The following is a 19,892-nucleotide window of genomic DNA, read 5'->3' on the forward strand; positions in this document are numbered from 1 at the left end:
ATCGTGGGGGCCGCGGGGCGGGTCGAGGCCCGGCCGGCCTCGCTGGTCCCGCCGGCCGGGTGCGTCTCGGCGTGGTCGTGCGCCGTGAGCCGCCGGGTGCGCCGGCCGGCGGGGGTGGGTCAGTCCGCGGTGGGTTCGAGCACGAAGACCGGGATCTCGCGCTCGGTCTTGCGCTGGTAGTCGGCGTAGTCCGGGTACGCGGCCACGGCGTACTCCCACCACTGGGCCTTCTCGTCGCCCGTGACCTCGCGGGCGACGTAGTCGCGCCGGACCGGGCCGTCCTGGAGCTCGACGTGCGGGTCGCCGAGGATGTTGTAGTACCAGACGGGGTGCTTGGGCGCGCCGCCGAGGGAGGCGACCACCGCGTAGGCGCCGTCGTGCTCGACCCGCATCAGCGGCGTCTTGCGGATCTTGCCGGACTTCGCCCCGCGAGTGGTCAGGATGATGACCGGCAGGTCGCGCATGGTCGTGCCCCGCGTACCGCCGGAGCCTTCGTATTCCTCGACCTGGTCACGGACCCACTGCTGGGTACTCGGCTCGTACTCTCCGGTGAGTGGCATGCGTACCAGTCAACACCACCGGGTACCGCCGTGACCTTGTCGCCAGGCCGGCTGCCAGGCTGGCCCGATGGCGACGGCACAGATGGCGGACGGCGGCGGCCTCGTCGCGGCCCGGCTGGCGCAGAAGGGCGTCTCGCCGGACGCCGCCGAGCGCGGCGTCGTCCGAATCGAACGCGCTCTCACCGACGAAGGCCCCCTGTCGCGCGCTGAACTGCGGGAACGGGTCGACGCGGCCGGGGTTCCGACGGCCGGGCAGGCCATGGTCTACCTGCTCATCGTCGCCTCGGTGCGGGGCCTCGTCGTGCGCGGACCCGTCGTCGCCGGCGAGCAGGCCTACGTTCTGGTCCGCGACTGGCTCGGCCCGCCGCCGTGGGCGTTCGACCGGGATGCCGCCCTCGCTGAGCTGGGCCGCCGCTACCTCGCCGGGCACGGCCCGGCCGACGATCGCGATCTGGCCCGCTGGGTGGGCCTGCCACTGCGCGACGCCCGCCGCGGCCTCGCCGCCGTCGCCGCCGACCTGGTGACATGGCCGGACGGCCGGCTCGACCTGCCCCGCGGCGAGGGCCCGGGACCGGGCCTGCCGGCGCCGCGGCTGCTCGGGCTGTTCGACCCCGTCCTGCACGGCTGGTACGGGCGGGACGGGGTCGGCGCGGCCGGCCGGGTCGTCACCAGCAACGGCATCTTCCGGCCCGTGATCCTCGTCGACGGGCAGGCGGCGGGGACCTGGTCGATGCCCGCCGGCCGCGTCGAGCTGGCGCCGTTCACCGACCCGCCGGTCTGGGGGCCGGCGGTCGCCGCGGCGCTGCGCGACGAGGCCGCGGACGTGCGGCGCTTCCTGGCTCCCCGCCCCACCTGAGCACTCCGGGAGGGGCGCGTCAGGTCGGGCGCATCCCGGGGGCAGCATGGCCAGCTCGGGGCGGCCGACCGGGTCGCGGTGCAGCCGGGCCAGCCGCGCCATGCCGGCCAGCAACCCGGTGTCGATCCCGTCGGTGTCGATCCCGTCGGTGTCGATGCCGCCCGACTCGGTCAAAGCGCCGGTTTGCGCAGGCGCCAGATGCACTCGGACGGCCACCGCCGGGCCCACGCCTCGTCGGCCCGCTCGGGCTGCTCGGCGCGGTCCCGGGTCGAGCCGTCCGCGGCCTCCACGTCGTACACCTGCTCGCCCGAGTACACCGGCGCCGACGGGCGGGGCTCCAGCAGATCCTCGATGATCAGTCCGCAGTCCCGGAACAACCTGATCCACGCGCCGTAGGGCAGGTTCGCGCTGACCAGGCCGTCCGCTTCGGTCAGCAGGCGCAGCGCGAAGTAGTCCCGGGTCAGCCGGGTGCCGGGGGTGTCCCGGCCCGGCCGCACGGTGATCTCGTAGATCGGGCTGACGTGGCTGAACGCCAGCAGGCCACCCGGTCGCAGCACCCGCGCCGCCTCCGGCATCGCCCGCATCGGGTCGGCGAAGCAGAACGCTCCGTGATCGGCGAAGACGATGTCGAACGACTCGTCGGCGAAGGGCACCGACTCCGCGCTCGCCTGCACCAGCGGGAAAGTCAGCCCGGTGTCCGCGGCGAGCTTGCGGCTGTGCTGCAGCTGCCGTTCCGACAGGTCGAGCCCGACGGCGCGGGCGCCCCGGCGGACCAGCGCCGTCGACCACTGCCCCCCGCCGCACCCCATCTCCAGCACGTCCCGCCCGGCGACCTCGCCCAGCACGTCGAGGCTGGACTCCGGGATCGCCCACAACCCCCAGGAGATGTCGCCGGTGAACGCCTGCCGGCGGATCTGCGGGGCGTTCACCCGCTGGTAGTCGTCGGAGATCTCGTTCCAACGGGCCCGGTTGGTGCGTACGTGGGCGTCGGTCCGTGCGCGGGCGTCGCCGTCGATCATCCTGCCTCGTCCTTCTCCCGGCGCCCGCGGCGCCGCTGCGCGCCCGTGCCGCCTGCTGGCGGGCCCGGGCCGGGACGGCCGGAGGTACCGAATCGCCAGGCGGGATTTTCGTACCGCGCGGCGGCTGTCGTGATGGATCTGATCGGTCAATCGGTTATCGTATTGAGACCGGGACGAACGTGAACTTCCCCCCTGGCTCGCGGGGCCCTCGTGAGGCCCTCGCGGGGCCTCCCAGCGGGTCCGCCGGGCTGCCCGTAACCGGCGGCGGGAAAAATCGTCCGAGGTCGGCGCATGACCGATCAAAAGCACGAGACGTGCAATGAGTAAACCGCTGGACGGCCGGGTGACGTGTTGTCCCATCCGTTTGCCGTCGGCCGGACGGCCTGGACGGAGTTCGGTGCGCCGGGCACCCTCGATCTCGTGGCGAGAGAGCGCAAGAGATCGAGCCGGTACTTCCGGCCGCCCGACGAGCAGCTCGTCCTGGGCCTCATGACCTGCCCGTCCTGTAACGGGACGCGGTACCAGACCCGCCCGCAGGCCGAGATCGACACCGACGGGCTCTTCGACGGCGATGCCAACATCAAATGCCGGGAATGCGGCGGAAACGGCAAGGTTTCGCCGCCATGAAAAAGCCTCTTCCGGTGCAGGCGGACTTTCTCTACCTGCGGTGCCCGGAGCATCGGGGCCGCCAACCCCGGCCGGGCCTGAAAACGACGCTGCGGCCCGGCGCGGAGTGCCCGCGGTGCCGTCTGGTCCGGGCACCGGACCCGCCCGGCACCGGCGGACGGCCGGGTAAGCCGGGACACCCGGTGGACGGCGGACCGACGCCGCCCGCGTGACCGGCGCCGCCCGCGTGACCGTCGGGGAACGTCAGCCCTTGGGACCGGTGACGGACGTCGCCGTGCGGGTGCCGTCCGCGACCGTGGCGCCGACGGCGACCTGCGCACCCTGGTGGAAGTCGGCGATCTTCGCGGCCTTCCCGCCGACGCGGAACCTGGTGTCGCCGTTGATCACATACGTGGCGGCGAAGCCGTCCTCGCTGGTGAGGCTGATCGACGCGGCGGTGATCGCGGTGATCTTGCCGCGCTGCCCGTCGACGACCTGGTAGCCCTTGTCCGTCTTGATCGTCGCCTCGCCGTGCAGGCCGTGACTCGCAAGCCTGCTCTCACGCAGGCGCAGGCGAGCCTCGGCCAGCCTCGGATGGTCGCCGTGAACCGACCGCGCCGCCGAGGAGGTGTCCGCCGCCGGTGCCGCCGGTGCCGCCGGTGCTGGTGCGGCGGACGCGGCCGTGCCACTGAACCCGAGGCCGACCCCCAGCCCGAGCCCGAGCAGACCCGTCGCTGCCAGACCTACGCCGATCCGTCCCGTCAGGAAGCTGCGCATCTGTGCTGTCCTTTCCCTGCCTGTGCCCGTCACGCCACGTCCGGATCGCCCGAGTATGGGGACCCGAGGTTGCCGTCCGGGCAGGCGTAGCGCGCCGCTGCGGCGCGCTGGCGGCACCACAGTGCGGCGGCCAGATGTGAACGAGATCGGAACGCGGTGGGGAAAGGATGTAGACGGACGGTCCTGCCGATCGCGGTGGCGGACGGATTACTGAAAGCTGACCGCTGTCGGCCGGACCGCGTAGGCCACCCGGTGCGGCGCGTCCGAGGGCGGCCCGTCGAGCTTCATCGAGTAACGGTCGGCAAGCCGCATGAACAGCTCGGCGTTCGGATCGGGGTCGATCCGCTCGACGACGCCGCGGATCTCCAGGTAACGGTAGGGCGCCTCGGGATCGTTGACGGACACCGCCACCTGCGGGGTCCCCGTCACGTTGCGGTACTTCTGCCGGGTCGTGGTGTTCGTGAACCACAGGAACGTGCCGTCCCAGAGCACCCACATCGGGTTCACCTGGGGGGTGCCGTCCGGCCGGACCGTGGCGAGGTGCCCGAACAGGGGCCGCTCGAGCAGATCACGATGGCTCTCGGGGATGACTGTCATACCTCGATGGTATATCAGTACCCTGATGGTTTGCCCGGCGGCCTTGCCCTTCCGGAGGCCTAAGGAGGCTGGGGAACCGGTGGACCCAGCGGCGCTGCCAGGGGGTCTCGATGGCCCGCGGGTGATGGTGCGCGCGGGTCCAGGCGACGGCGTCGGCGGGGGGCAGGCCGGCCAGCACGGCGAGGCAGGCGAGCACGGTCCCGGTGCGGCCGACCCCGCCGCCGCAGGCGATCTCGATCCGGCCGGACGTCCGCGTATGCGCGTGCAGCGTGCGTATGCGCGCGGCCGTCGCCACCGGATCCCGCGGGAGGAGGAAGTCCGGCCATTCGACCCACTCGTGCGGCCAGGTCAGCATTCCGTCGTGCCGCCGGCGCAGGCGTGCGCCGCCCAGGTAGAGGCCGCGTTCGGGGGACGGGCCGGACGGCGGCGGGTGACGCAGCCCGCGGGGCCGGATCCAGCCGCCATCGGGCAGTAGGATTGCTCCTCGCAGCGGCGTGCCGCTGTCGCCTACATGGCCGTCGCCCATGCGGTCGAAGCGTACGCGTCCGGGGTCGACGCCGGGGGCTGCCAGAGCCCTCGCCGGATCGGATCGGTCCGGACGACGATGGCGCGGCCAGGCCTGTTACCGGCGAGCCCGGACCGGCCGCGGCCGGATCGGCATGAACGGAATCGACACCGGTGGGGGATGGCCCGACCCCCTCGGAGGTGGAGACCACTGGCCCGGACGGTCGCATGGTGGCAGGCCCGATGCTGCCCGGGACGGTGGGCGGCGGATCGGTCAGAGGCCCGCGCAGCAGTCATGGGTTCGTGGATCCGCGGTAGCCTCGGACGAGGATGGCCGTTCTGGCCATCCGGGGTCGCCCACCCCAGCCGAGCCGAGCGGGCGCAGTGAGGACCGTGGCCGCCAGACCACGCCCGGTCGACGCCGGAGCCGAGCGCCTCGGGCTGGCGATCAAGCGGGCCGAGCAGGTGCTCATCGCCGAGAAGACCCGGGTTCTGCGGCCGTTCGGCCTCACCGTCCCGCAGTACGCCGCGATGTTCGCAATCGCCGCGGCGCCGGGCATCTCCGGTGCGCGGGCCGCCCGGGAATGCCATGTCACGCCGCAGACGATGGCCGTCGTCCTGGCCGGCCTGGAGGCGAAGGGGCTGATCGAGCGCCAGCCGTCCGAGGTGCACGCCCAGGTGCTGGTCACCCGGCTGACTCGGGCGGGTCACGCACTGTTCCGGCGGGCTGACGCCGCAGCCCGCGAGGTCGAGGACCGGCTCGCCGCCGCGTTCACCGACGCCGAGCTCGCGACTCTGCGCGAGCTGCTCGGCCGGGCCGCCGAGGCGATCCCCGCCCCCTGACGACCGTTTCCGCGGGATCCCGAAGACGGGCCCGGACAGGACGACGACCGCCCGGCGGGAGCGCTCCCGCCGGGCGGTCGTGATGGTCGTGGTGCGCGTGACTCGGCTGCCGGGTCAGACCCTGGAGGGTTCCCGGCTTCCGCTGCCCGTGGCGTTCGGCTGCGGCGGTACCTGCGAGCGGGCCGCGCCCGTCCAGGACGGCGCATCGCCGGCCTTGGGCGGCAGCGACGGGGCGAAGTTCTCCCCGAGCCGCTCCAGCGCCGCGCGGGCGAAGATCTGCTGCTGGGTGACCGTGCGCTCCGACCTGCCCCGGCCGATGAAGCTCACCGTCCAGTGCAGCAGGGTGGTCAGGCGGTGCTTGAAGCCGATGATGTAGACGAGGTGCACGGCCAGCCAGACCAGCCAGGCGAAGAAGCCGCTGAACTGGATGTTGCCGATCTTGGCCACCGCGCTGAAGCGCGAGATGGTGGCCATGCTGCCCTTGTCGTTGTACTTGAACGGGTGCCCGGTCTGCTTGCCGGCGACCCAGGCTCGGATCTCCTTCGCCGCGTGCCGGCCGCCCTGGATCGCGACCTGGGCGACACCCGGCAGCCGGTTGAGGCTCATCATGTCGCCGATGACGTAGATCTCCGGGTGGCCCGGGAGGGTGAGGTCGGGGAGGACCTCGACGCGGCCGGCGCGGTCGATGCCGGCGCCGGTCTGCTCGGCGAGCTGCTTGCCGAGCGGGCTCGCGGCGACGCCGGCGGCCCAGACCTTGCAGACCGAGTCGATCCGCCGGCGGGTGCCGTCGCTGTCCTCGACGTCGATGCCGGTGGCGTCGACGTTGACGACCTTGGCGCCGAGCTGCACCTCGACGCCGATCTTCTCCAGCTTGTCGGCGGCCTTCGCGCCGAGCCGCTCGCCGAAGGGGGGAAGCACGGCGGGCGCGGCGTCGAGCAGGATCACCCGGGCCTTGGTGGGATCGATGCTGCGGAAGTCGCGCCGCAGCGTGCGCCGCGACAGCTCGGCGATCTGGCCGGCCATCTCCACGCCGGTCGGGCCGGCGCCGACGACGACGAAGGTCAGCAGCCGCTCGATGTCGGCGGGGTCGGTCGAGCCCTCGGCGAGCTCGAACATGCCGAAGATCCGGCCGCGCAGCTCGAGGGCGTCGTCGATGCTCTTCATGCCCGGCGCATGGGTGGCGAACTGGTCGTTACCGAAGTACGACTGCCCGGCGCCGGCGGCGACCACGAGGCTGTCGTAGGGGTGGACCGTGGTCCGGCCGAGCAGCTGCGACGTGACGGTCTTCGCCGCCACGTCGATCGTGGTCACGTCGCCCAGGACGACCTGGGCGTTCTCCTGCCGGCTGAGCACCTCGCGGGTGGTCGGGGCGATCTCGCCCTCCGACAGGATGCCGGTGGCCACCTGGTAGAGCAGGGGCTGGAAGAGATGGTGGGTTGTCTTTGCGACGAGGGTGATCTCGACGGGCGCCTTGCGAAGAGCCTGCGCGGTGAACAGGCCCCCGAAGCCCGAGCCGATGATCACTACGCGGTGCGGGGAGCTCTGCCGCCCCTCGAGCCGTTCCGGTTCGTTGGCATGCCCTGTGCGGGCGCTGTCCTTGCTCACGATCCTTCTCCGCTCAACCTCTTGACTCCCAGCGGTGCCCGTTGGCGCCGCGGAGACCTTATCCCCGATAGCACGTCGGTCTCCACTAACTATTTTCCGCCGTATACCGGCCGCTGGATCGTGTTCATCGTCACCCTGGGCCGGAAACGTCGGCCACGGACTATGTGGCGTGGAGCACACTCTCAGTGGCGGGCGGTAGGCTTAGCCCGGATCTTGATCGACGAGTGCGGCCGGTCCCTGCTACCGGTCGCCGGGGAGGTGCCGCGTGCCGGCTCGTAAATACGGCCCGTCGGCGCCCGCTGTCGACCATACCGTCCGCGCCCTGGCCGAGATCGGTGGGGATCTGTCTGGGCAGACACATGATCACGTGGCCTTCGTCGACCTCGAGCTGACCGAGGTGCCGACCACGGGCGCGGTGCTGGACTCGTGTACCTTCCGCGGAGTCCGCTTCAACGCATCGAGTTATTCGGATACCGCTTTCATCAACTGCGTCTTCGTCCGGTGCTCCTTCTTCGACACGAGCTTCGACGCGTGCAAGTTCACCGGCAGCCTGTTCGACGGATGCACGTACGACCTCATGAAGGTCGGCGGCGGGGATTGGTCCTTTGTTGGCCTGTCGCGGGCAAAACTGAGCCGCGCGTCCTTCGTCGGAGTCCGGATGAGGGAGGCCGACCTGACCGGTTCGCGCTGCGACGGTGCGACGCTGCGTGACGACGATCTTTCCGGTGCGCTGTGGGACGGCGCCGACCTGTCCGGCGCCGACCTGCGCGGCAGCGACCTGTCCGCGCTGGATCCGCTGGCCGTCACACTGCGGGGCGCCCGCATCGACTCCTGGCAGGCCATCATCATCGCGACCGCGCTCGGCCTCACGGTCGACTGACCGAGGCGTCGCTCACAGAGCCCGGCGGCGGGCCGTCGGTGCAGGTCGGTGCAGGTCGGCGGCCCGTCATGTGGTTGCCGCCGCCCCCGCGGGCATTACTCACCATGCCGGTCAGGCGCGTGGGGAAGGCGGCGGTGGATGGATCTCGATCCGTTGATCACGGTCGCCGGTTTCGTCGTCGGAGTCGTCGTCGGGATGACCGGTATGGGCGGCGGTGCGCTGATGACGCCGCTGCTGGTGCTGCTGTTCGGTGTCCAGCCGCTCGCCGCCGTGTCCAGCGACCTGGTCGCCTCGGCGGTGATGAAGCCGGTCGGCGCCACCGTCCACCTGCGCCGCGGCACGGTCCACTGGGGCCTGGTCGGCTGGCTGTGCCTGGGCTCGGTGCCGGCCGGCTTCAGCGGCGTGCTGATCCTGCGGGCGCTCGGTGACGGGGACGCCGTCCAGGAGCGGATCAAGGTCACCATGGGGGCGCTGCTCGTCCTCGCGGCGGCGGGCATGCTGGTGAAATCCCTGGTCGACCGCGGACGACCGCCAGCGCCCGCGGGCGAGATCGACATCCGGCCACGCCCGCTGCCGACCGTCCTGATCGGCGCCCTCGGCGGGCTGGTCGTCGGGCTGACCTCAGTGGGTTCCGGTTCGCTCATCGTCGTGATGCTGCTCGGGCTTTACCCACGCATCCGCTCCTCCCAGCTCGTCGGCACCGACCTCGCCCAGGCGGTGCCCCTGGTGGCCGCCGCCTCGCTGGGGCACCTGCTGTTCGGTGACTTCCAGCTCGGCCTGACCGGTTCGTTGCTGCTCGGCTCCCTGCCCGGGGTCTACCTGGGAGCGCGGATCTCCGCCGGCCCGGCGACCAGCCGGGTCATCCGGCCCGCGCTCGTCGTCGTGGTCTCGTTCAGCGGCCTGAAGCTGGTCGGTGTGCCGACAGCCTGGCTCGGCGGGGCCCTGGTCGCGATACTCGGCGCGGCGGGGATCTCAGTCGCGCAGCGGGTCGTGGGCGAACGCCGCCATCCCCGCGGCGAAACCGACCCGAGCCCGGTAGCCGAGCAGTTCGGCGGCGCCGGCAGATGAGGCGACGATGTGCCGCACGTCGCCGATCCGATAGCTTCCGGTCACGACGGGTGGCGGGCCGCCGACGGCGCGGGCCAACACGTCCGCCATGTCCCCGACGGTGTGTGGTGCCCCCGAGCCGATGTTCAGGGGCGTGAGCCGTCCAGGCAGGTCCGGGCCACGCGCCGCCAGCAGGTTGGCGCCCGCGACGTCGTGGACATGGACGAAGTCCCGCACCTGGCCGCCGTCCTCGAACACCTGCGGCGCCCGCCCGGCCGCCAGCGCGCTGCGGAAGATCGACGCGACGCCCGCGTACGGGGTGTCCCGTGGCATCCGCGGCCCGTAGACGTTGTGGTAGCGCAGGGCCATGACGGTGCCCCCGGTCGCGCCGGCCCAGGCGGCGGCCAGATGCTCCTGGGCCACCTTGGTCGCCGCGTAGACGTTGCGCGGATCGATCGGGGCGTCCTCGCGGACCGGGACGGACGTGAGCTGCCGGTGGCAGCGCGGGCACGGCGGCTCGAACCGCCCGGCATCCAGATCGGCGCGCACCCGCGGGCCGGGGCGCACCGCCCCATGATCCGGGCAGCTGTAACCGCCCTCGCCGTAGACGACCATGGAGCTGGCCAGCACGAGACGGCCGATCCCGGCGCGGGCCATCGCGGCGAGCAGCACGGCCGTGCCGAGATCGTTGTTCGTGGCGTACATGGGCAGATCGTCGAGATCCACCCCCAGACCCACCATCGCGGCCTGATGGCAGACCACGTCGATCCCGTCGAGTGCGGCGTCCACCTGGCCGCGGTTGGTGACGTCACCGACGACGAGCTCGGCGTGGCCGTTCACCGCGGGCGCGCCCCGGTGCACCGCCGGCAACAGCGCGTCGAGGATCCTGACCTCGTCGCTGGCCGCGACCAGCGCGTCCACGACGTGGGAGCCGATGAAACCGGCGCCGCCGGTGACGAGAACCCGCATGCCGCCGACGCTAGCCGCACCGAGGGCCGCAGGACCTTACGAACTGCGGATGGTGGGGCGTCAGGACGTCGGGAGGGCGACGACGAAGCGGCACCCATCGGCCTGGTTGTCCACGCTGACGGCGCCGCCGTGCGCCTCGATGATCCCGCGCACGATGGCCAGGCCGATGCCCGAGCGCATCCGCGGCTGGCGCGGATCGTCGTCGCCACCCGGCGTCCGCGCGGGCTCACCACGGAAACCCAGGTCGAACACCCGGGGCAGGTCCTGCGGCGGGATGCCGCCGCAACGGTCCGCCACCGCGAACAGCGCCCGGTCGGCGACCATGGTGGCGGTGACCTCCACCGTTCCGTCGTCGGGGGTGTGCCGGATGGCGTTGACCAGAAGGTTCGTCAGGGCCCGCCCGACCTCGGCGGCATCGGCGTCGACGCAGCCGAGGTCGTCGGCCTCGCCGCGCACGACGACCCCGCGGGCCCGCGCGATCGGATCGACGGCGGCGACCGCATCCGACACCACGTCGGCGACGCGTACCTTCGCGAGACTCAGCCGCAGCGCCCCGGCCTGCAACCGGGCCAGCTCGAACAGATCGTCGACCATTCCGGTGAGCCGCTCCGCGTCGGTGAGCATCCGCCGGTGGTAGCGGTCGGTGGTCTCGGCGTCGGTGATCAGGCCGTCCTCGAAGGCCTCGGCCATCGCCCGGATCCCCGCCAGCGGGGTCCGCAGGTCATGACTGATCCATGCGACGAGCTCCCGGCGGCTCGCCTCCAGGGCCCGTTCGCGTTGGAGCGACTCGACCAGCCGGGTGTTCGTGGCGTCCAGCGTGGCGGCGAGCGTGGCGAGCTCCGTCGTCGGGACGCGCCCGGCGCCGGAGTAGCCGGGTCCGCCGAGGGTCGCCGCCGCCCGGGTGAGGGCACCGGTCCCGGCCACGACCGGGCGCCCGACGCGCAGCGCGAACGCGGAGGCGACCACCGCCGAGACCACGACAATGATCATAACGAGTCTCAGGTCATGATCGGAGAGGAACATCATCCGCGCCGTGACGACGACGCCCACGACGACCGCGACGATCGGCCACACGCACAGCACCGCGGCCATCGCCCACAGCGGCCGGCGGCGCAGCGCGAGCAGCAGCGGCACGCCGCTGACGGCGGCGGCCGTCGAGCACCCCAGCGCGATCCCGGCGACCTCCAGCTCCGCGTTCATTCCACCCCCGCGCTCGGTTGCCCGGCGTCGCTCACCCCGTCGCCGGCGCGGCGTCGTAGCGGTATCCGACGCCCCACACGGTGACGAGCAGGCGGGGGGCGGTCGGATCGTCCTCGATCTTCTCCCGCAGCCGGCGGATGTGCACGGTCACTGTCGACGGGTCGCCGTAGGTCCATCCCCACACCTGCTCGAGCAGCTCGACCCGGGTGAAGGCGTGGCCGGGTCGGCGGAGCAGGAAGGCCAACAGGTCGAACTCGCGGACGGTGAGGCCCAGGGGCACCCCGTGGCGGGTCGCGGTCCGCGCCGCCGGGTCGACGACCAGGACGCCGGCCCGCAGGACGCCGAGCTCCGGGGCGGCGGCGGACTCGGCCGCCCGCCGCAGCACCGAGCGCACCCGCAGGGTCAGCTCCCGCGGGGAGAACGGCTTGGTCACGTAGTCGTCGGCGCCGACCTCCAGGCCGGCGATACGGTCCGCCTCGTCAGCCCGCGCGGTCAGCATGATCACCGGGACGGGTCGATGGGCCGTGAGCCGGCGGAAGACCTCGATGCCGTCGATGCCGGGCAGCATCAGGTCGAGGACGACGAGGTCGGGCGGGCAGGCCCCGGCCGTGCGCAGGGCGGCCGGGCCGTCCGCGGCGCGGTCGACGTCGAAGCCGGCGTGGCGCAGGTAGCGGTCGACGACCTCGGCGACGAGGGAATCGTCATCGACGACGAGGACGCGGGCCATGCGGCCACCATAGGCGGGTCCGCCCTGGCTCGCGCCGCTCGACCCGAACGTTCCCCGCTTCGTAATGTCACCCGGACGGTGGGGGGTCGGGACACCTCGGCACAGTGCCGGACCGGCCGCTGCCGGCACCGCGGCGACCGCCGTCACCTCGCCGAAGCGCCAGGTCGGCAGGCCGCTGCCCGCCGAGGTCATTCCTCGTTCCGTAAGGATCGATCATGGTTGGCTGGCATTACAGTCCCGACCATGTTCACGGAAAGTAACGGCAGCCGGACGTCGGTCGACGTCGTCCTGCCCTGCCTGGACGAGGCCGGGGCGCTGCCCTGGGTGCTCGACCGGATCCCGGCCGGCTACCGGGCGATCGTCGCCGACAACGGGTCGCGCGACGGATCCCCCGCGGTGGCCCGCGGCCGGGGCGCCACCGTCGTGGACGTGCCCGAGCGCGGCTACGGGGCGGCTGTGCACGCCGGACTGCTCGCCGCAGACGCCGACGTCGTCTGCGTGTGCGACGCCGACGCCTCCCTCGACCCGGCGCGCCTGCCCGATCTCGTCGCCCTGCTCGCCGCCGACCTGGCCGACCCGACGGCCGGCCGGGCCGATCTGGTTCTCGGCCGGCGCCGCCCGACCTCGCTGCGGGCCTGGCCACCGCCCGCCCGGCTCGGCAACGCCGCCGTCGCCCACCGCCTACGCCGCCGCGGCGTCCTGGTGCGCGACCTGGGGCCGATGCGGGTCGCCCGGCGAGGTGACCTGCTCGGCCTGCCGATCGCGGACCGCCGCTTCGGCTACCCGCTGGAGCTGCTGCTACGCGCCGCCCAGGCGGGCTGGCGCATCGTCGAGACGGACGTCGCCTACACCCCCCGGATCGGTCGATCCAAGGTCACCGGCACGCCGCTCGGCGCCGCCCGGGCCGCCCGGGACATGTCCGCGCTGCTGGGGAGCATCCGGTGAGGCTGCTCGTGATGGCGAAGGAGCCGGTGCCCGGCCGGGTGAAGACCCGGCTCACCCCGCCGCTGCGCCCGGAACAGGCCGCTGCCGTCGCGGCGGCGGCGCTCGCCGACACCCTCGCCGCCGTCGCGGCGGTCACCGCCCGGCCCGGATTCACCGACCTGCGCCCCGTGCTCGTCCTCGACGGGACGCCGGGGCCCTGGCTGCCGGCCGTCGGCGGCTGGCCCACCCTGGCGGTGGCGCCGCAGGCACCCGGCCCCTTCGACGCACGCCTCGCCGCGGCCTTCGACGCCGCCCACTATCCGGGCGGTGCCGAGCCCGCGCCGGCGCTGCTTATCGGCATGGACACCCCGCAGCTCAGCGTCGACCTGCTCGCCGCCGCCTGCGACGCGCTGCGCCGCACGGACGCGGTGTTCGGGCCCGCGGCGGACGGCGGCTGGTGGGCACTGGGGATGGCCCGACCGGACGGCAACCTGCTGCGCGGCGTCCCCACCTCACGCCCGGACACCGGCGCCCACCAACGGGCCCGGCTCGTCAACGCCGGCCTCGCGGTGACGGGGCTGCCGATGCTGCGCGACGTCGACACCATCGCCGACGCCGAGGCGGTCGCCCGACTGGTTCCCGACAGCCGGTTCGCCGCCGCGTTGCGTTCTACCGGGGACCGCCAGCACGTTCCCGGGGCCTGCCCGACCGCGGCATGCTGACCTCCTCGGTGGACGGTGGGTGGGAGCCCACGGACATCTACGAGGCGGGACTGCGCTCCGCCACCGGCGGACTGTGGGCGCACCATCCGGATGGGCGACGCATCCCACTGCCCGTGGACCGCTGGCGGGGCACGCCCGCCACCGCAACCGGGCTCGAAAGCGGGCTCGGAAGCGAAAGCGGGCTCGGAAGCGGGTTCGGGGTCGGGATGTCGTCGGCGCAGGCCGGCATGGCGCTGAGCGCCGGGGACCTGTCCCTGCTGGGGCACTGCGCCGGTCCGACGCTCGACGTGGGCTGCGGCCCGGGGCGGCTGGTGGCGGCACTCGCCGCCCGCGGGATCCCGGCGCTTGGCATCGACGTCGCACCGCTGGCCGTATGGCTTACCCGGCAGGCGGGCGCGGTCGCGCTGCGCCGGGACGTCTTCGGCCGGGTTCCGGCCGAGGGCCGCTGGGCGGCGCTGCTGCTGGCCGACGGCAACATCGGCATCGGCGGCGATCCGGTCCGGCTGCTGCGCCGCGCCCGGCAGCTGCTCGCCCCGACCGGGCACGCGCTCGTCGAGGTCGATCCGCCCGGGGCTCCCGCCGGGCCGGTCCGGCTGCGGTTGGAGGACGCCGCCGGCCGCGTCTCGAAGCCATTCGCCTGGTGCCTGGTCGGCGTCGACCAGCTCGCCGCCGTCGCGCCGGCCGCCGGGCTGCTCGTGGCCCGGTCCTGGCAGAGCACGGGGCGCCACTTCGTCGCCCTTCGCCGCGACCAGTCATAGGTTGCCGCCGCCCGATCGTTCCGGGCCACCGAAGATTTGTTGGTCCGGGTCAGGCCCATCGTTACTTCTGGTGGTCGGTGAGGTGGACGAGACCAGGGGCGTGTGTGGGAACGGTGCCACCCGGGACCCTGTCGCGGGCCGTCAGCCGGCCTTGGGAGCATCCCGACGGCCGGTGCGGCCGGTGCGGCCGGTGCGGCCGGTGCGACGAACCCGGACGGCGCGGCTGATCATGAGGAGCGCGGCGCCAGCCCAGACCGCGCCGAGGACGATGGCCAGGTTGCGGCCGTAGGGCAGCGGGTTCACCGACCGGTTGTCCACGGACCCGCCGTACCCGCGCCAAAGCGGCAGGGACATCAGCGCCACCGCTCCGCTGACGATCAGCGCACCCTGGGCGACGGCGCGGTACGGCGCCCGGACGAGGCGGCTCAACGCGAAACCCACGAGCATGGCCCCGGGCACGAGCAGCGCGTCATGGATGACGATCCCGCCGATCAGCCAGGCAGCGGCGTTCGACGGGTGGGTCGCCCGGGGCATCGTCAGCAGACCGTCGACGCCGTAGCCCAGTGCGGCGAGGCCCGCCGCCACCAGCACGACGCGCAGGGCGAACCCGCCGACGCCCAGCCCGGCTCCGGATCCGGTCCTGGCTCCGGCCCCGTCATCGGCATCGGCCCCGTCATCGGCCCCGTCATCGGCATCGGCATCGGCGTTCAAAGCATCACCACCCGGTGCACCCACTTCGTCTGCAGGACGCCGGGCCGGTCGGGTGCGATGAGCCGGGCCGGGTAGCCGTGGTCCAGCTCGAGGTCGGCGCCGTTGAGGCCGGTGGCCAGGAGGGTCAACGGATCCCGGGCGTGGGCGGGGCGCACCTCGCTGGCCCGGTAGCCGCCGCGGGCCTCCAGCGATTCGACCCGGACGGTCGCGTCGACGGGGATGAGCGCGGCGTCGAGCAGGTCGCGCAGCCGCGGACCGTGCCAGGTCGCGTCCGCCGACCAGCCTTCGACGCACGTGATCGGCAGCCGCACGGTGTGGCTGGGCAACGCGTGCAGCTGCGCGAGGTTGTAACCGACCCGGCGGGTGCCGACCACCTCCAGGCGGTACCCGGGATCGCGGGCCACGGCGGCTACCCGGGCGGCTCGTGCGGTCCGGTTCACCGGTAGCCGCTGCGGACCAAGGTCGGGCCGGCGGGGGGCGAGCAGGTCGAGCGGCGCCAGCGCGGGAACCGCCTGGCCGGCCGTCGTCACGACGATGACGGCTGCCGCGGTGCCGGTCGCCACCGCCAGCCCACGGCGGGTGAGGCCGCCGGTCGGCGGCGCACCGTCTCGCCCGTTCCCGAGGTTCCCCTGCTCCTCGAGGTCCTGCCCGCCGGCCGTCCTTTCCAGCGCCGCTGACACGGCTGTTCCGGGGATGCGTTCGTGGCGTCTCCGGCCCACGTTCGCGCGTACGGTCGTCAGTTTTGCCGCTATATGTACGACCAGCGCGCCGATGGTGATCCAGGCGACCCAGTAATGGGTCACAGTGAAGAAGAAGTGGAACCGGTACCACTGCGCGATGTTGGCGATTCCGGTCGCGAGCTGGAAGATCGATCCGGTGATCAGTGGCACGATCGTGAGCCGTTCCAGGGCGTGCGCGACCGACCGTACCGGCGGCCATTCCCACAGCCGTGGATACACCGTCCACAGCTTCACCAGCAGCAGCGGGACGCTGGCGAGACCGGTCGTGACGTGCAGACCCTGCGTCACCCGGTACAGCCAGACCGGCCGGGCCGGCCAGGACAGCCAGTTCGGTGGATGCTGCATAAAATGCGACACGAGCCCGGTCAGGAAACACGTTCCGAAGGTGATTCCGAGCGTAATGCCCAGCAGGGACGCCATCCGCTGATCGTGCAATGTGCTCGGGAACGCCCCGGCCCGCAGCGGGCCGCGGCGCACCGCCGCCAGCGGCTTTGGCAGCCTCCCGGAAAGCACGCGGCCCACGCGGCCCACGCGGACTGCGCCGGTCGGCCGGCCGGTACGGAGCACCCGGGAAAACTGTCGCACGAGACGAACCGTAGGTCGCCACGGCCGGAAAGACGCCTGATCCAGGTATTACGGAACGAGGAAACCAGGGGCGACACCCGGGCGTCACGCCGCTCGCCTGCGAGGCTCGGGGCATGCCGCCCGCCGCCGTGCCGCGAAGCCGTCCGGACCGTGCTGTTGTCGGCGCGGGCATCGGGCTGGCGGGGGTGCTCGCCACGCAGGTCGCCGTCCGCGCGATGCCCGGCTATCTGCCCAGCCGAGCAGGTGTGCTGCCCGGGGTGCTGCTGTGGTGGGTTCTCGGGGCCACGACGGCGGCGCTCCTGGTGCGCTCGGCGAACCGGCGGGCGGCCGCCGGCCTGCTGCTGGCCGGAATCCTCGCCGTGCACACGGTCGCGGCGACCGGTCCGCCCCAGCTCTCCGACGACCTGTATCGCTACGCCTGGGACGGCCGGGTTCAGGCCGCCGGCATCGACCCCTACCGCTACGGCCCGCTGGACCCGCACCTGGCGGGGCTGCGCGACCGGTGGCTGTTCCCCGATGCCGCCGGCTGCGCGGCGATCGAGCGCGGCCCGCACTGCATCCGCCTCAACTACCCCCGCGCGCACACCATCTACCCGCCGGTGGCCCAGGCGTACTTCACGGCCGTGCACTACCTGCCCGGCCCGCCGCGTGAGCACAAGCTCCAGCTCTACGGTTCGCTGCTGTCGCTGGCGTTGACCGGCCTGCTGATGCGGATGCTCATCGCCCGCGGCCGCGACCCCCGGTACGCGGCGTTCTACGCGCTGTCCCCGCTGGCCGGCCTGGAGATCGGCTCGGACGCCCATGTCGACGTCCTCGGCGCCCTGCTCGCGCTGGCCGGCCTCGCCGTCCTCACCCGTCGCCGCCTCCACCCGCCGCCGGTGCCGCTGGAGTCCGTGCCGCCGTCACGACGGCGTGCGGCGGCGGCCGGGGCGCTGCTCGGCGCCGCGGTCGCGGTCAAGCTGTATCCGGCGTTGCTGCTGCCGGCCGCGGCCCGGCGCCGCCCGGTCGCGCTGGTCGGCGCCGCGCTGGGGGTCGTCGGGCTGGCGTACCTGCCGCACCTGCTCGCCGTCGGCACCGGCGTACTCGGCTTCCTCCCGCAGTATCTCGACGCCGAGGGCTACGGCCAGGGCGCGCGGTTCCTGCTGCTCGTCGGCGTGCTGCACCTCGGCGGGGCGGCGGCGAAGGCGGTCGCGGTGGCCGTGCTTGCGGCGGTGACGGTGGCCGTGTGGCGCACCGATCCCGACCGGGTGCCGCCCGAACGGGCTGCGCTGTGGACGGTGGGCGCGGCGTTCCTCGTCGCCACGCCGGTGCAGCCCTGGTACGGCGTGCTCCTTGCGGCGCTCGCCGTCGTCGCCGGGCGGCTGGAGTGGCTGGCCGTGGCCGCCGCCGCCTACCCCGTCTACGTCTCGCTGTTCACCGATCTGCCCGGCGACGCCTGGACCCTGCGGGTGGCCTCCTACTCAATCGCCGCCGTCGTCGTCCTCGCCGTGACCGGCCTGCGCCGCCGGTATGCCGTCCCCGGCTCGTCCGTGAACCGGGACGGTGGCCGAAAGCGCCCCGCGCTGCCGCTGGATTCTGGAGTGTCAGTTCCAGAGAGGTAGGGTTCGTCGGTGACCTCACCCGTCCCGGACGCCGCCGGTGCGGGCGGCGAGGATGGTCGACGGCTCACCCGTAAGGGCCAGGCCAGCCGGGCGCGGATCGTCGTGGCGGCCGCCGGGCTGATGTACGAGCGGGGCGTCGCCGGTACCAGCACCGAGGATGTCCGCGTCGCCGCCTCGGTGAGCAGCTCGCAGCTCTACCACTACTTCGCGGACAAGAACGCGCTGGTCCGCGCCGTGGTCGCCTACCAGACCGAGGCCGTGCTGACCTTCCAGCAGCCGCAGTTCAGCCGCCTGGACAGCCTGGCGGGGCTGGCGGCCTGGGCGGACACGCTCGTCGATCTCCACCTGCGCCTGCGCGGCGGCTGCCCGTTGGGGTCGCTCGCCAGCGAGCTCGCCGGCGCCGATCCGGTGGCGCGCGAGGCCCTGGTGGCGGCGTTCGCCCGCTGGGAGGCGGCCATCCGCGACGGGCTCGCGGCCATGCGCGCCCGCGGGGAGCTGCGCGGCGAGGCGGACCCGGACCGGCTCGCCGTCACCCTGCTCGCCGCCGTGCAGGGCGGACTGTTGCTCGCCCAGACCCGCCGCGAGGTGGCGCCGCTGCGGATCGCCCTCGACACCGTCCTCGACCACATCCGCTCACTCGTTTCCGACGCGGTCCGTCCGTATCCGGTCGGGTCGGCCTCGGCAGTGGTGACCTCCGGCGTCCCGGTACGGGTCGAACGGCACTGACCTGGGCGTTGTTCATGCCGGAGGCTGGAAGCAGCCAACAGCTGAACACGACTGCGCATTGGCGCGCAGGGCGGAGGAGGAGCAATGGCCGGTGTGCGGTTTCCCCGTCACAAGCCCGTCACAGTGTCCCGCGAGATGACCATCGTCGAGGCGGCCCGGCGGATGGACGTGCAGGGGGTGGGATCACTGCTGGTCATGGACGGCGAGGACCTGGTCGGGATCGTCACCGACCGGGATCTGGCGCTGCGATCGCTGCGGCGGCGTATCCCCTTCGACGGCCGGATCGAGGCCGTGATGACCCGCGGCGTCGTCACCTTGGATGTGGATGCCGACCCCGCCGACGTGGTCCGGATGTTCCGCGAGCACACCGTCCGGCGGCTTCCGATCACCGACAACGGCCGGGTGGTCGGCCTGATCGCGCTCGACGACGTCGTCGCGGCCCCGGCGTCGGCCGCGGTGCTGGCCGGCCGGGCCGCCCGGGCCGGCGCGCCCGCCGCGTCTGCCCCCGCCGACCTGCGGCCCCGGGCCGAGCTCGCGGACCTGCCGGAGCTCGCGGACCTGCCGGGACTGGCGGATCTCGCCGCCGCGGTGGCCGCCGAGATTCCGCGTTCCTCCCACGAGGGTGGGCTGCCTGGCCCGAAGACCGTCACCTGGCTGCCCGAGCCCCGCCTCGGTCGCTGGCGCGCGTCTGTCGGTGACCGGCTGGTCGTGTCGCCGCCGAACCCCGACCGGCCACCGTGCGGCGGCGAGATCCTGGAGGTCCATTCGCCCGCCGGCGACCCGCCCTACCTCGTCCGGTGGGGCGACGGAGGTCATGCCACCTTCGTCTACCCGGGCCCGGACGCCGAGGTCCAGCACCTGCGGGGCGGTGCCGGCCCAGTGGCCCCGGTCTAGATCGCTCCGGTCTGGTGGGGCTCCGGTCTGGTGGTCGCGGT

Annotated in this window: 22 protein-coding genes; 11 read left to right on the forward strand and 11 right to left on the reverse strand. The window is 73.3% G+C overall.

Annotated features, from left to right (window positions below; all coding sequences use genetic code 11):
- Nucleotides 1-119 precede the first annotated feature (119 nt).
- Nucleotides 120-560 (reverse strand): nitroreductase family deazaflavin-dependent oxidoreductase, encoded by a 441-nt coding sequence (locus tag NBZ85_RS10645; protein ID WP_261556192.1) that lies wholly within the window; start codon nt 558-560, stop codon nt 120-122.
- 67 nt (nt 561-627) lie between these two features.
- Between NBZ85_RS10645 and NBZ85_RS10650 the strand changes: the two genes are divergently transcribed.
- A complete protein-coding gene (locus tag NBZ85_RS10650) occupies nt 628-1,416 on the forward strand; it encodes a DNA glycosylase AlkZ-like family protein (RefSeq protein ID WP_261556193.1) in 789 nt (262 codons plus the stop codon).
- Between the two features lie 170 nt (nt 1,417-1,586).
- On the opposite strand, the gene NBZ85_RS10655 is transcribed toward NBZ85_RS10650, so the two are convergent.
- Nucleotides 1,587-2,435 (reverse strand): class I SAM-dependent methyltransferase, encoded by an 849-nt coding sequence (locus NBZ85_RS10655; protein ID WP_261556194.1) that lies wholly within the window; start codon nt 2,433-2,435, stop codon nt 1,587-1,589.
- Between the two features lie 351 nt (nt 2,436-2,786).
- On the opposite strand from NBZ85_RS10655, the gene NBZ85_RS10660 reads away from it, so the two are divergent.
- Nucleotides 2,787-3,062, forward strand: a complete 276-nt coding sequence (locus NBZ85_RS10660; RefSeq protein WP_261556195.1) for a hypothetical protein — start codon at nt 2,787-2,789, stop codon at nt 3,060-3,062.
- A gap of 243 nt (nt 3,063-3,305) precedes the next feature.
- On the opposite strand, the gene NBZ85_RS10665 is transcribed toward NBZ85_RS10660, so the two are convergent.
- The 3 genes from NBZ85_RS10665 to NBZ85_RS10675 all read right to left on the reverse strand — a co-directional run bounded on the left by NBZ85_RS10665 (nt 3,306) and on the right by NBZ85_RS10675 (nt 4,941).
- Nucleotides 3,306-3,818, reverse strand: a complete 513-nt coding sequence (locus NBZ85_RS10665) for a DUF5666 domain-containing protein (protein ID WP_261556196.1) — start codon at nt 3,816-3,818, stop codon at nt 3,306-3,308.
- Between the two features lie 207 nt (nt 3,819-4,025).
- Complete coding sequence (locus NBZ85_RS10670; RefSeq protein ID WP_261556197.1) at nt 4,026-4,415, reverse strand: PPOX class F420-dependent oxidoreductase; 390 nt, start codon at nt 4,413-4,415, stop codon at nt 4,026-4,028.
- Entirely contained in the window at nt 4,387-4,941 is a 555-nt protein-coding gene (locus tag NBZ85_RS10675; RefSeq protein ID WP_261561871.1) for a protein-tyrosine phosphatase family protein, read from the reverse strand. Before NBZ85_RS10675 ends, NBZ85_RS10670 begins: the two co-directional genes overlap by 29 nt.
- A gap of 371 nt (nt 4,942-5,312) precedes the next feature.
- Between NBZ85_RS10675 and NBZ85_RS10680 the strand changes: the two genes are divergently transcribed.
- Complete coding sequence (locus NBZ85_RS10680) at nt 5,313-5,762, forward strand: MarR family winged helix-turn-helix transcriptional regulator (protein WP_261556199.1); 450 nt, start codon at nt 5,313-5,315, stop codon at nt 5,760-5,762.
- A gap of 114 nt (nt 5,763-5,876) precedes the next feature.
- Here the strand turns inward: NBZ85_RS10680 and NBZ85_RS10685 are convergent, their stop codons facing one another.
- Entirely contained in the window at nt 5,877-7,367 is a 1,491-nt protein-coding gene (locus NBZ85_RS10685) for an NAD(P)/FAD-dependent oxidoreductase (RefSeq protein WP_261556200.1), read from the reverse strand.
- 265 nt (nt 7,368-7,632) lie between these two features.
- Here NBZ85_RS10685 and NBZ85_RS10690 point away from each other — a divergent pair, with 265 nt between their 5' ends.
- Entirely contained in the window at nt 7,633-8,247 is a 615-nt protein-coding gene (locus tag NBZ85_RS10690; protein ID WP_261561872.1) for a pentapeptide repeat-containing protein, read from the forward strand.
- 138 nt (nt 8,248-8,385) lie between these two features.
- Nucleotides 8,386-9,315: a sulfite exporter TauE/SafE family protein gene (locus tag NBZ85_RS10695; protein ID WP_261556202.1), complete on the forward strand. Its 930-nt coding sequence runs from the start codon at nt 8,386-8,388 to the stop codon at nt 9,313-9,315.
- Here the strand turns inward: NBZ85_RS10695 and NBZ85_RS10700 are convergent.
- From NBZ85_RS10700 to NBZ85_RS10710, 3 genes are read right to left on the reverse strand one after another with little or no spacing between them, the layout of a single operon-like run.
- A complete protein-coding gene (locus NBZ85_RS10700) occupies nt 9,220-10,263 on the reverse strand; it encodes an NAD-dependent epimerase/dehydratase family protein (RefSeq protein ID WP_261556203.1) in 1,044 nt (347 codons plus the stop codon). The genes NBZ85_RS10695 and NBZ85_RS10700 overlap by 96 nt on opposite strands.
- 60 nt (nt 10,264-10,323) lie before the next feature.
- Nucleotides 10,324-11,463 (reverse strand): sensor histidine kinase, encoded by a 1,140-nt coding sequence (locus tag NBZ85_RS10705; RefSeq protein WP_261556204.1) that lies wholly within the window; start codon nt 11,461-11,463, stop codon nt 10,324-10,326.
- A 31-nt stretch (nt 11,464-11,494) separates the two neighbouring features.
- Complete coding sequence (locus tag NBZ85_RS10710; RefSeq protein ID WP_261556205.1) at nt 11,495-12,382, reverse strand: response regulator transcription factor; 888 nt, start codon at nt 12,380-12,382, stop codon at nt 11,495-11,497.
- A gap of 51 nt (nt 12,383-12,433) precedes the next feature.
- On the opposite strand from NBZ85_RS10710, the gene NBZ85_RS10715 reads away from it, so the two are divergent.
- From NBZ85_RS10715 to NBZ85_RS10725, 3 genes are read left to right on the forward strand one after another with little or no spacing between them, the layout of a single operon-like run.
- On the forward strand, nt 12,434-13,135 hold the full coding sequence (locus tag NBZ85_RS10715) for a glycosyltransferase family 2 protein (protein ID WP_261556206.1): 702 nt from the start codon (nt 12,434-12,436) through the stop codon (nt 13,133-13,135).
- The gene (locus NBZ85_RS10720) at nt 13,132-13,836 is read left to right on the forward strand and encodes a TIGR04282 family arsenosugar biosynthesis glycosyltransferase (protein ID WP_261556207.1); all 705 of its coding nucleotides are present in this window, start codon (nt 13,132-13,134) and stop codon (nt 13,834-13,836) included. Before NBZ85_RS10715 ends, NBZ85_RS10720 begins: the two co-directional genes overlap by 4 nt.
- On the forward strand, nt 13,830-14,594 hold the full coding sequence (locus NBZ85_RS10725; protein WP_261556208.1) for a class I SAM-dependent methyltransferase: 765 nt from the start codon (nt 13,830-13,832) through the stop codon (nt 14,592-14,594). The genes NBZ85_RS10720 and NBZ85_RS10725 overlap by 7 nt, the downstream gene beginning before the upstream one ends.
- Before the next feature lie 141 nt (nt 14,595-14,735).
- Here NBZ85_RS10725 and NBZ85_RS10730 read toward each other — a convergent pair whose 3' ends face one another.
- Both NBZ85_RS10730 and NBZ85_RS10735 read right to left on the reverse strand, forming a co-directional pair.
- The gene (locus tag NBZ85_RS10730) at nt 14,736-15,305 is read right to left on the reverse strand and encodes a hypothetical protein (RefSeq protein ID WP_261561873.1); all 570 of its coding nucleotides are present in this window, start codon (nt 15,303-15,305) and stop codon (nt 14,736-14,738) included.
- A complete protein-coding gene (locus NBZ85_RS10735; protein WP_261561874.1) occupies nt 15,302-16,558 on the reverse strand; it encodes a molybdopterin-dependent oxidoreductase in 1,257 nt (418 codons plus the stop codon). The genes NBZ85_RS10730 and NBZ85_RS10735 overlap by 4 nt, the downstream gene beginning before the upstream one ends.
- A 185-nt stretch (nt 16,559-16,743) precedes the next feature.
- Here NBZ85_RS10735 and NBZ85_RS10740 point away from each other — a divergent pair, with 185 nt between their 5' ends.
- The 3 genes from NBZ85_RS10740 to NBZ85_RS10750 all read left to right on the forward strand — a co-directional run bounded on the left by NBZ85_RS10740 (nt 16,744) and on the right by NBZ85_RS10750 (nt 19,851).
- Entirely contained in the window at nt 16,744-18,231 is a 1,488-nt protein-coding gene (locus tag NBZ85_RS10740; RefSeq protein WP_261556211.1) for a glycosyltransferase 87 family protein, read from the forward strand.
- Between the two features lie 9 nt (nt 18,232-18,240).
- Nucleotides 18,241-18,957, forward strand: coding sequence for a TetR/AcrR family transcriptional regulator (locus tag NBZ85_RS32640; RefSeq protein ID WP_261556212.1), 717 nt, complete (start codon nt 18,241-18,243; stop codon nt 18,955-18,957).
- Between the two features lie 84 nt (nt 18,958-19,041).
- Nucleotides 19,042-19,851, forward strand: coding sequence for a CBS domain-containing protein (locus tag NBZ85_RS10750; protein ID WP_261556213.1), 810 nt, complete (start codon nt 19,042-19,044; stop codon nt 19,849-19,851).
- Nucleotides 19,852-19,892 lie beyond the last annotated feature (41 nt).

The sequence above is a fragment of the Frankia tisae genome, from assembly GCF_025403405.1.
GTDB lineage: Bacteria > Actinomycetota > Actinomycetes > Frankiales > Frankiaceae > Frankia > Frankia tisai.

What these genes read in the sequence shown, in the direction of transcription:
- NBZ85_RS10695 (WP_261556202.1), top strand. Translation starts at nt 8,386, where the DNA reads ATGGATCTCGATCCGTTGATCACGGTCGCCGGTTTCGTCGTCGGAGTC.
- NBZ85_RS10715 (WP_261556206.1), top strand. Translation starts at nt 12,434, where the DNA reads ATGTTCACGGAAAGTAACGGCAGCCGGACGTCGGTCGACGTCGTCCTG.
- NBZ85_RS10710 (WP_261556205.1), bottom strand. Translation starts at nt 12,382, where the DNA reads ATGACCTCGGCGGGCAGCGGCCTGCCGACCTGGCGCTTCGGCGAGGTG.
- NBZ85_RS10650 (WP_261556193.1), top strand. Translation starts at nt 628, where the DNA reads ATGGCGACGGCACAGATGGCGGACGGCGGCGGCCTCGTCGCGGCCCGG.
- NBZ85_RS10705 (WP_261556204.1), bottom strand. Translation starts at nt 11,463, where the DNA reads ATGAACGCGGAGCTGGAGGTCGCCGGGATCGCGCTGGGGTGCTCGACG.
- NBZ85_RS10750 (WP_261556213.1), top strand. Translation starts at nt 19,042, where the DNA reads ATGGCCGGTGTGCGGTTTCCCCGTCACAAGCCCGTCACAGTGTCCCGC.
- NBZ85_RS10645 (WP_261556192.1), bottom strand. Translation starts at nt 560, where the DNA reads ATGCCACTCACCGGAGAGTACGAGCCGAGTACCCAGCAGTGGGTCCGT.
- NBZ85_RS10675 (WP_261561871.1), bottom strand. Translation starts at nt 4,941, where the DNA reads ATGGGCGACGGCCATGTAGGCGACAGCGGCACGCCGCTGCGAGGAGCA.
- NBZ85_RS10725 (WP_261556208.1), top strand. Translation starts at nt 13,830, where the DNA reads ATGCTGACCTCCTCGGTGGACGGTGGGTGGGAGCCCACGGACATCTAC.
- NBZ85_RS10670 (WP_261556197.1), bottom strand. Translation starts at nt 4,415, where the DNA reads ATGACAGTCATCCCCGAGAGCCATCGTGATCTGCTCGAGCGGCCCCTG.
- NBZ85_RS10665 (WP_261556196.1), bottom strand. Translation starts at nt 3,818, where the DNA reads ATGCGCAGCTTCCTGACGGGACGGATCGGCGTAGGTCTGGCAGCGACG.
- NBZ85_RS10700 (WP_261556203.1), bottom strand. Translation starts at nt 10,263, where the DNA reads ATGCGGGTTCTCGTCACCGGCGGCGCCGGTTTCATCGGCTCCCACGTC.
- NBZ85_RS10740 (WP_261556211.1), top strand. Translation starts at nt 16,744, where the DNA reads ATGCCGCCCGCCGCCGTGCCGCGAAGCCGTCCGGACCGTGCTGTTGTC.
- NBZ85_RS10655 (WP_261556194.1), bottom strand. Translation starts at nt 2,435, where the DNA reads ATGATCGACGGCGACGCCCGCGCACGGACCGACGCCCACGTACGCACC.